The sequence below is a fragment of the Rhabdothermincola sp. genome, assembly GCF_036846205.1.
Lineage (GTDB): Bacteria > Actinomycetota > Acidimicrobiia > Acidimicrobiales > Acidimicrobilacustridaceae > Rhabdothermincola.
Map to the genome: position 1 here is coordinate 1 of NZ_DAIUCK010000119.1, position 8,563 is coordinate 8,563.

Sequence of the window (8,563 nt, forward strand, 5' to 3'; positions counted from 1 at the left end):
CCGCTCGCGCTGCTCCTCGTGCCGGAGTCGCGCGACCCTGCGCCGGGCCCGCTCCATCGCGCTGGGCAACGGCTTGCGCTACGTGTACACAGGCAACGTGCACGATCCCGAAGGCGGCACCACCCGGTGCCCGTCGTGCGGGGCGCGGTGCGTGGAGCGCGACTGGTACGTGATCAACGAGTACCACCTGACCGGTGACGGCCGCTGCCCGGCCTGCGGCGCGACCATCGCCGGACGGTTCGACGGCCCACCCGGGGAGTGGGGCGCCAAGCGGGTGCCGGTGCGGCTGGCCGGACGGGGTCACCGATGAACGCCACCGGCGTGCGCCCGCCAGCGGTGGCGGGCTCGTTCTACCCGGCCGACGCCCAGGCGCTCGCCGCCCTGGTCGACGAGCAGCTCACCGCGGCACAGCCCCCCACGCCAGCGACCGGACCGCCCGCGGGGGTCATCGTGCCCCATGCCGGCTACGTCTACTCCGGTCCGATCGCGGCCAGCGCGTACGCCCTGGTGCGGGACCGGCGCCGAGCAGTCAGCCGGGTGGTGATCGCCGGCCCGTCGCACCGGATACCGCTCCGGGGCATGGCCGTGCCCCGGTCGTCGACCTTCCTCACCCCCCTCGGCCCGGTCCCCGTCGACGAGCAACTCCTGGCGATCGCTCGCGAGCATCCGGAGGTGAGCGTCGACGACCGGCCGCACGCCGCGGAGCACTCGCTCGAGGTGCAGCTCCCCTTCCTCCAGAGGGTCCTCGGCCCCGAGGGCTGGTCGGCGCTGCCCCTCGTCGTCGGTCACGCCGATCCCGCGACGGTCGCCACCGTCCTCGACGCCCTGTGGGACGACGCGACGCTCCTGGTGCTCAGCACCGACCTCAGCCACTACGAGCCCTACGAGCGGGCGCAGGTACACGACGCTCGTACGGCGGCGGCGGTGGTGGGCAAGGACCTCCACGCCATCGGCCCGTACGACGCGTGTGGCGCGTATCCCCTGGCGGGCCTGCTCGAGCTCGCCGGCCAGCGCGGTCTGGACGTGGCCTTGCTGGACCTGCGCAACAGTGGCGACACCGCCGGTCCCCGCGACCGGGTGGTCGGCTACGGCGCCTTCGCGGTGGGGTCGTCATGACCGCACCACCCGAGCTGTCCGAGCAGGACCGGCTGGCGCTGCTGGACGCGGCCCGATCGTCCATCCACGCGGGGCTCGTGCACCGCCGGCTCGTAGCGCCGGTCGACGACGCCGACTCCCCGCCGCTGCGCGCCCCGGGGGCTTCATTCGTCACCCTCCGGCGCGAGGAACGCCTGCTCGGCTGCATCGGCACCATCGAACCGGTGCGCCCCCTGCTCGCCGACGTGGCCCACAACGCCTACGGGGCGGCGTTCGGCGACCCCCGCCTGCCTCCGGTGACCCGCGACGACTACCACCGGATGACGGTCAAGGTGAGCGTCCTCGGTGGCCTCGAGCCGATGGAGGCCGCCAGCCGCGAGGCGCTCACCGAGCAGCTGCGACCGGGCGTCGACGGGCTGCTCGTGACCGCCGGGCACCGGCGGGGCACCTTCCTGCCCTCGGTGTGGGAGCAGCTCCCGGACCGGGGCCGGTTCCTCGACCTGCTCTGGGACAAAGCGGGACTGCGTCCCGGCGAGTGGCCCCCCAACCTGCGGATCTTCCGCTACCGGACGGTGGAGTTCGGCGAGTAACGCTGCCCGGGCTACCGGCCGGCACGCAACCGCCGGTACCGACGGATCAGCGCGTTGGTCGAGCTGTCGTGGCCCAGGTCGGGCTCGGTGGCCGGGTCGAGCTCGGGGATGATGTCCTGCGCCAGCTTCTTGCCCAGCTCGACCCCCCACTGGTCGAAGCTGTTGATGTTCCAGATGGCGCCCTGGGTGAAGGTCTTGTGCTCGTACAGCGCGATGAGCTGGCCCAGGGTGAACGGTGACAGCTCCGAGATGAGGATCGAGTTGGAGGGGCGGTTACCGGGGAAGGTGCGGTGGGGCACCTCCTCGGGCGGAACGCCCTCGGCGGCCACCTCCTCGGCGGTCCTGCCGAACGCCAGCGCTTCGGGCTGAGCGAAGAAGTTGGCCATGAACACGTCCTGGTGGTTCCCGAGCTCGTGGCGGGAGCGAGCGAACCCGATGAAGTCGCAGGGGATGAGCTTCGTGCCCTGGTGGATGAGCTGGTAGAACGCGTGCTGGCCGTTGGTGCCCGGCTGCCCCCAGACGATCTCCCCGGTCTGCATCGCCACCGGTCGGCCCTCGCGGTCGACGGACTTGCCGTTGCTCTCCATCGCCAGCTGTTGCAGGTACGGGGTGAGACGACCGAGGTAGTGGCTGTAGGGCAGCACGGCGAGGGTCTCCGCGCCGAGGAAGTCGCCGTACCACACCCCGAGCAGGCCCAGCAGCATCGGCATGTTCTGCTCGATCGGGGCGTGGCGGAAGTGGTCGTCCATCAGGCGGAAGCCGTGCAGCATCTCCTCGAAGCGGTCCGGCCCGATGGCGATCATCAGCGACAGACCGATCGCCGAGTCGTAGCTGTACCGGCCACCGACCCAGTCCCAGAACTCGAACATGTTGGCCGTGTCGATGCCGAACGCGGCCACGGCTTCCGTGTTGGTCGACACGGCCACGAAGTGGCGGCCCACCCCGCGCTCGTCCCCGCCCAGGGCCTCGAGCACCCAGCGCCGCGCGGTGTGGGCGTTGGTCATGGTCTCGAGGGTGGTGAAGGTCTTGGAGGAGATGATGAACAGCGTCTCCTCGGGGTCGAGGTCGTGGGTGAGCTCCCAGAACTCGTTGCCGTCGACGTTGCTCACGAACCGGCACTCGATGGACCGGTCACTGAAGTCGACCAGCGCGTCGTAGGCCATGTGCGGTCCGAGGTCGCTGCCGCCGATGCCGATGTTCACCACCGTGCGGATGCGCTTGCCGGTGTGCCCGGTCCACTCGCCGCTGCGGACCCGCTCGGCGAAGGCACGCATCTTGGCGAGCACCCGGTGCACCTCGGGCACCACGTTGACGCCGTCGACCTCGATCACCGTGCCCGCCGGTGCCCGCAGGGCCACGTGGAGCACCGCCCGATGCTCGGTGACGTTGATCTTCTCCCCGGCGAACATGGCGTCACGGAGCTGCTCGACCCCCGCCGCTCGAGCCAGGTCGGCCAGCAGGCGCAGCGTCTGCGCGGTCACCCGGTTCTTCGAGTAGTCGAGATAGAGGTCACCGACCTCGAGGCACATCGTCTCCCCCCGGCGGGGGTCGGACGTGAACAGATCACGCAGGTGCAGGCTCGCGATGTGCTCGGCATGGGCCTGCAGGGCGCGCCAGGCAGGAGACTCGGTGATGGACATGGCCGGATTGTGCCAGAGCCACGTCCTGGTCTCAGTGGCGCTTGACGCCCCCGTACTTCATCCGGGTGTCGCTCATCGCCGCAGCTCGCACGTCGTCGCGGTTGATCGCCGCATCGACCACCTCGCCGATGAACAACGTGTGGGTGCCGAGGTCGATCGCCTGACGGACCGCGCAGTCCATCCAGGCGATGGCGTCCTCGAACACCGGCGCGCCGGTGGTGGCGGTGCGCACCGGCCGGCCGTTGAGCGTGGCCCCGTCGTCCTCCGCCGGCTTGGAGAACTTGACGAACACCTTGGTGTCCTCGGCGTCCCAGAGGTTCACGGTGAACGAGCCACCCTCGCTGATCAACTGGTGGGTCACGGCGGTGTTGTCCACCCCGATGCCGATCAGCACCGGCTCCATCGAGAGCTGGGTGATCCAGCTCGTGGTCATGGCGTTGCGCCGGTCGCCGGCCCGGGAGCCCACGAGGGCCAGCGCGTTGGGGATCTTCCAGGTCACCCGGTTGAGCAGTTCCTCGTCGACAGCCATGACCCCGAGGCTACGGGCGCACCTCCCCGCCCACCACCACGTCGAAGGTCGCCGAGAAGCAGCCGCCGACCGGCACGGTCGGGTGGTCGCCGGTGACGAGCGCGTTGGTGGGAGCGGTCATCGGTTCGAGGGCCACGTAGGGCTTGCCGAGCGGGGCGTAGACCTGCGCGAACGGGTAGCCCCGGTCGAGGCGCAGCTCCACGCGCTGCCCCCGACCCGAGAGGGCCAGCACCCGTTCCCTCCCCAGCCGGTAGCCGTCGTCGAGGGTGCGGTCGACCAGGGCGATGTCCTCAGCCGGCTCTCGCCTGGCCCGCCCGGTGGGCAGCATGCGCTCGTCGAGCTCGAGGTGCCGGCGGGCCGGCAGGTGGACCACCAGCTCACGGCGGGGTACCCCGGGCAGGCGGACGTAGGGGTGCCAGCCGAACGACACCGGCACCGCCCGCCGCCCGGTGGGCACCACCGAGGTGGTGACCCGCAACCGCTCCCGGGTGACGAGCGCGTCGATGCGCAGCTCATGGGGGAACGGGAAGGAGCGGAGCAGGTCCTGGTGGTCACCGAACGGGAACCGAGCGGCGAGCGCGGCTGCCTCGGCCGACGCCGACAGCTCGACCAGCTCCCACGGGCGGGCCGACACGGTGCCGTGGATGGGCAGGCCGTTCGGATCGAGCTGCACCCCGGGGGTGCCCGCCCCGAACCGCACCACCCGGTGGCCGATCCGGTACTCGAAGCCGGCCAGGCGATTGGCCCAGGGGGCCAGCAGCGGCAGACCGGTGGTGTGTCCCTCGGCGTACGCGGCGAGGCCGCCGTGCAGGCTGAGGTGCTCCCGGCCCCGATGTCGCAGCGACACCCCGAGCATGCCGAGGCCCGGCAGGAAGATGGCCTCGAGATCCCCGGCGGCCAGGGCGACCGCGGGCCAGCCCCGGAACGTCCGCACCCGGGCGCGAGGCGCGGCCACCGCTACGGGGTCGTCCCGGCGTCGTTCCCGGGGTTCCCCCCGGCGGGTTTCTCGTCGTGCCCGCCGAACTGCTTGCGCATCGCCGAGAGGACCCGGTCGGCGAAGTCGGCGGCGCCGCGGGACTCGAAGCGCTCGAACAGGGCCGCAGACAGCACGTGGGCCGGCACGCCTTCGTCGATGGCCGCGTGCACCGTCCAGCGCCCCTCGCCCGAGTCCGACACCCGGCCCTCGAACCCACCGAGGTCAGGATCCTCGTGCAGGGCGATGGCGGTCAGGTCGAGCAACCACGACGCCACCACGCTGCCCCGCCGCCACAGCTCGGCCACCTCGGCCACGTCGATCTCGAACCGGTAGTACTGCGGATCGCGCAGCGGGGTGGTCTCGGCGTCGGCCTCCTGGGGGTGCAGGCCGACCCCCGCATGCCGGAGGATGTTGAGCCCTTCCGCGTAGGCGGCCATGAGGCCGTACTCGATGCCGTTGTGCACCATCTTCACGAAGTGCCCCGCGCCCGACGGGCCGCAGTGCAGGTAGCCCATCTCCGCCGGCGACGGGTCGCCACGGCGACCGGGGGTTCGTGCCGCCGCCTCCACCCCAGGGGCGATCGAGCGGAAGATCGGGTCGAGGTGCTCGACCACCTGCTGCTCACCCCCGATCATGAGGCAGTAGCCCCGATCGAGCCCCCATACGCCGCCACTGGTGCCCACGTCGACGTAGTGGATGCCGGCCTGCGCGCACTCGGCGGCCCGGTCGATGTCGTCGCGGTAGTAGGTGTTGCCACCGTCGATGATGATGTCCCCCGCGCTCATCGCCCCGGCGAGCTGCGACACCGTCTGGCCCGCGAAAGCGGCGGGCACCATGATCCACACCGCCCGGGGGCTGGTCAGCTTCCCGACGAGGTCGTCGAGCGAGCCGGCAGCGGTGATGGCCTCGTTCTCGGCCGCGAGCTGCGCCGCGACGCCCGGGGCGACGTCGTAGACGACGCAGTGGTGCCCGTCACGGACCAGGCGGCGAACCAGGTTGGCCCCCATCCGCCCCAATCCCACCATTCCGAGCTGCATCGTGCGCCCCTCGCGTCGTTCGTCGTGCCGGTGGTCATCCTGTCCGATCGGGTGGTCGCGTGCCGAGTCTCATGTACACCTCGTCGGGCACGGCCCGCGGGTCGCGGTAGACGTGGTGGATGCACGGCTCGCCTTTGCCCGTCGGCGGGTGCTCGACGCTCACCGGTGGCTGGCCCCACTCGATGGGCTGCATCTCGTTGTTCACCGAGCAGTGCGCGCAGTACACGGGGAGCTCGTCGCGCCCGAACGTGCGCCCCGATCGCTCCCGGAGCACGAGGTAACCGCCGGGCTGGTCGTAGCGTCCCTCGTCGAGGAGCCGGCCGCCGCTCCCGCACCGGAACGACAGGGTGATCTTCTCGTCGTCCTCGCTGACCTCCACCTCGCCGAAGTTCGCCACCATCGCCCGGGCGATGGCCCGGGCCCGTACCTCGGCGGGAAGCTCCGCCCACTCGACGGGCCCCGAGCGCCGGGGACGGACGTACTCCTCACCGGTGCGCCGCAGGGCGCGCTCGACCGCCTCCTCACCCAGCTCCTCCCCGATGAACGACAGCAGCGAGGTGATCCAGTTGATCGAGTAGTCCTGCAGGCTCCGCCAGCCCGCCACCGCGGCGTCGATCAGCCGGATCGCCTCGTCGCACTCACCGGCCGCGACGGCCTGCTTGGCCCGCTCCCAGGCGGGGGTCGACAGCCGTTCGATGTCGTCGGGGGAGAGGGTCATGCGCCCGACCGTACCTGACATCAGTGTCAGTGAGCTGTGGCAGGATCGGACCGTGGACTTCGAGCTGTCCGGAGAGCAGGAGCAGCTTCGGGCCAGCATCCGGCGGTTCCTCGCCGACCGGGCCCCGGTTCGCCCCTACGTGCGCTCGCTGCTCGGCGACCAGCGGGGGACCACCGACGAGGTGTGGCAGGGGCTGGCCCGGCTCGGGGTGACGGGGCTGCTCGTGCCTGCCGAACACGGCGGGGCCGGCGAGGACCTGGTCACCATGGGGGTCGCGCTGGAGGAGCTAGGCCGGGCCGTGCACCCCGGGCCGGTGCTCGCCAGCGCGGTGGGCGCGGTGCGAGCCGTGACCGCGGCGGGCTCCCCGGCCGACCGCGACCGCTGGCTGCCGGGGCTGGCCTCCGGGGAGGTGGTGGGCGCGCTGGCCGCCGCCGAGCCGGGGCCGAGGTTCCGCTGGCGCGGGCCGGCAACCACCGCGGTGCGCGACGGGCACCAGTGGCGGCTCACCGGGACCAAGACCTGGGTGCTCGGCGGACCGGCGGCCGACGTGGTGTTCGTGCTCGCCGCGACCACCGCCGGCCTGGGCCTGTTCGCCGTCGAGCGGGCCGACCTGCGCGCCGAGCCCACCCCCTCGGTCGACCTCACCCGCTCCTTCGCCACCATCACCCTCGACGCCACGCCGGCCAGCAGGGTCGGTGGCGACGACGACCGGGACGACACGGCGGCGATCGGAGCCGTCATCGACGCCGTCGGGCTGGCACTGGCCGCCGACGGGCTGGGCGCCGCGGAGCGGGCCCTCGAGCTGGCGGTCGAGTACGCGACCCACCGGCACCAGTTCGGGGTGCCCATCGGATCCTTCCAGGCGGTACAGCACCTGTGCGCCGACATGCTGCGGCAGGTCGAGGTGGGTCGGGCGGGGGTGTACTACGCGCTCTGGGCCTGTGACCACGCCGAGCCCGCCGAGCGGCACCGGGCCGCCACGATGGCCGGCGCGTTCAGCAGCGACGCCTTCGCCTGGGTGGCCGCCAGCGCCATCCAGGTCTTCGGCGGCATCGGGTTCACCTGGGACCACGACGCGCACCTGTACTACAAGCGGCTCCTTACCCTGCAGACCCTGTGGGGTACGGCGGAGGAGCACCTCGACGAGCTGGCGTCGATCGTGATCGGCTGAGGAGCGGCGAGGCTCGCCGGGGGGCGGGCCAGCGGGCGGCTCGCCGGCCGCCGTCAGGCCGCAGCCTTCACGGCCCGACCCGTGTACATGAAGCTGAGCACCTTCGGGCCCCGGATGGTGAAGGTGTCCACCTGCTCGAGCGCCAGCGGTGAGCCTCGCACGATGGCCGCGATGTCCCGGTCGAGGTGACAACCTCCGGCGATCGCCTGCTCGACCCGGTCCCAACGATGCTGGCGGCGCGCCACCCTCGGGTCGTCCGACAGCCCATGCTCCAGGAAGAAGAAGCGACCTCCCGGCTTGAGCACCCGGTGCACCTCCGCCAACGCCCGGTCCACGTCCGGGATCGTGCACAGCGTCCACGTGCTGACCGCGCTGTCGACGGAGCAGTCCTCGAGCGGGATCCGCGCCCCGTCGAGGCCCACGAACTCGACCGGGATGCGGGAGGCGGCCAGGCGACCGCGGGCCAGCTTGCGCCCCACCTCCGACGGCTCGACAGCCAGTACCCGCTCCACGGCGGGGGGGTAGTAGGGCAGGTTGGTGCCCGAGCCGAAGCCCAGCTCCACCACCGTGCCGGTGACCTCGGCGAGGGCCCGAGCCCGGAGCTTGCCGATCTGGCGGGTGCCGAGCACCAGGTTCGTGACCCGGGGCACGATCTGGTCGTCGTAGAAACCCACGCTGGCCTCCCTCGTCGGTCTGGTTCGATCTCGTCCGATCTCGTCCGATCTCGTTCGGTCGCGCCCGCTCGCGGTTCGTCTATCGATCGCGGGTGAGCAGCAGGCATCCTCCCAGCGGGCCACCGCCCGCGCC

General features: G+C 72.0%; 9 protein-coding genes and 1 pseudogene. 4 read left to right on the forward strand and 6 right to left on the reverse strand.

What is annotated here, in order from left to right:
- From V7004_RS14065 to amrA, 3 genes and pseudogenes are all read left to right on the forward strand, one after another.
- A pseudogene (locus tag V7004_RS14065) lies at window positions 1-310 on the forward strand (hypothetical protein); the annotation flags it as partial.
- Window positions 307-1,116, forward strand: coding sequence for an AmmeMemoRadiSam system protein B (gene amrB, locus V7004_RS14070; RefSeq protein ID WP_334144754.1), 810 nt, complete (start codon window positions 307-309; stop codon window positions 1,114-1,116). The pseudogene V7004_RS14065 and the gene amrB, both read left to right, overlap by 4 nt.
- Window positions 1,113-1,685 (forward strand): AmmeMemoRadiSam system protein A, encoded by a 573-nt coding sequence (gene amrA, locus V7004_RS14075; protein ID WP_334144755.1) that lies wholly within the window; start codon window positions 1,113-1,115, stop codon window positions 1,683-1,685. The genes amrB and amrA overlap by 4 nt, the downstream gene beginning before the upstream one ends.
- Before the next feature lie 11 nt (window positions 1,686-1,696).
- Here the strand turns inward: amrA and pgi are convergent, their stop codons facing one another.
- The 5 genes from pgi to V7004_RS14100 are packed head-to-tail and all read right to left on the reverse strand — an operon-like array spanning window position 1,697 to window position 6,585.
- Window positions 1,697-3,325, reverse strand: coding sequence for a glucose-6-phosphate isomerase (gene pgi / locus V7004_RS14080; protein ID WP_334144757.1), 1,629 nt, complete (start codon window positions 3,323-3,325; stop codon window positions 1,697-1,699).
- Window positions 3,326-3,356: 31 nt separating this feature from the next.
- Window positions 3,357-3,854: a flavin reductase family protein gene (locus V7004_RS14085; RefSeq protein ID WP_334144758.1), complete on the reverse strand. Its 498-nt coding sequence runs from the start codon at window positions 3,852-3,854 to the stop codon at window positions 3,357-3,359.
- Window positions 3,855-3,864: 10 nt separating this feature from the next.
- Window positions 3,865-4,809, reverse strand: coding sequence for an aldose 1-epimerase (locus tag V7004_RS14090; protein WP_334144759.1), 945 nt, complete (start codon window positions 4,807-4,809; stop codon window positions 3,865-3,867).
- 2 nt (window positions 4,810-4,811) lie between these two features.
- Window positions 4,812-5,867, reverse strand: coding sequence for a phosphogluconate dehydrogenase (NAD(+)-dependent, decarboxylating) (gene gnd / locus V7004_RS14095; RefSeq protein ID WP_334144760.1), 1,056 nt, complete (start codon window positions 5,865-5,867; stop codon window positions 4,812-4,814).
- Between the two features lie 34 nt (window positions 5,868-5,901).
- Window positions 5,902-6,585: a hypothetical protein gene (locus V7004_RS14100; RefSeq protein ID WP_334144762.1), complete on the reverse strand. Its 684-nt coding sequence runs from the start codon at window positions 6,583-6,585 to the stop codon at window positions 5,902-5,904.
- A gap of 52 nt (window positions 6,586-6,637) precedes the next feature.
- Between V7004_RS14100 and V7004_RS14105 the strand changes: the two genes are divergently transcribed.
- Window positions 6,638-7,756: an acyl-CoA dehydrogenase family protein gene (locus tag V7004_RS14105; RefSeq protein WP_334144764.1), complete on the forward strand. Its 1,119-nt coding sequence runs from the start codon at window positions 6,638-6,640 to the stop codon at window positions 7,754-7,756.
- A 53-nt stretch (window positions 7,757-7,809) separates the two neighbouring features.
- Here V7004_RS14105 and V7004_RS14110 read toward each other — a convergent pair whose 3' ends face one another.
- Window positions 7,810-8,430 carry a class I SAM-dependent methyltransferase gene (locus tag V7004_RS14110; protein ID WP_334144765.1) on the reverse strand — a complete coding sequence of 207 codons (621 nt, stop codon included), beginning with the start codon at window positions 8,428-8,430 and terminating at the stop codon, window positions 7,810-7,812.
- Window positions 8,431-8,563 lie beyond the last annotated feature (133 nt).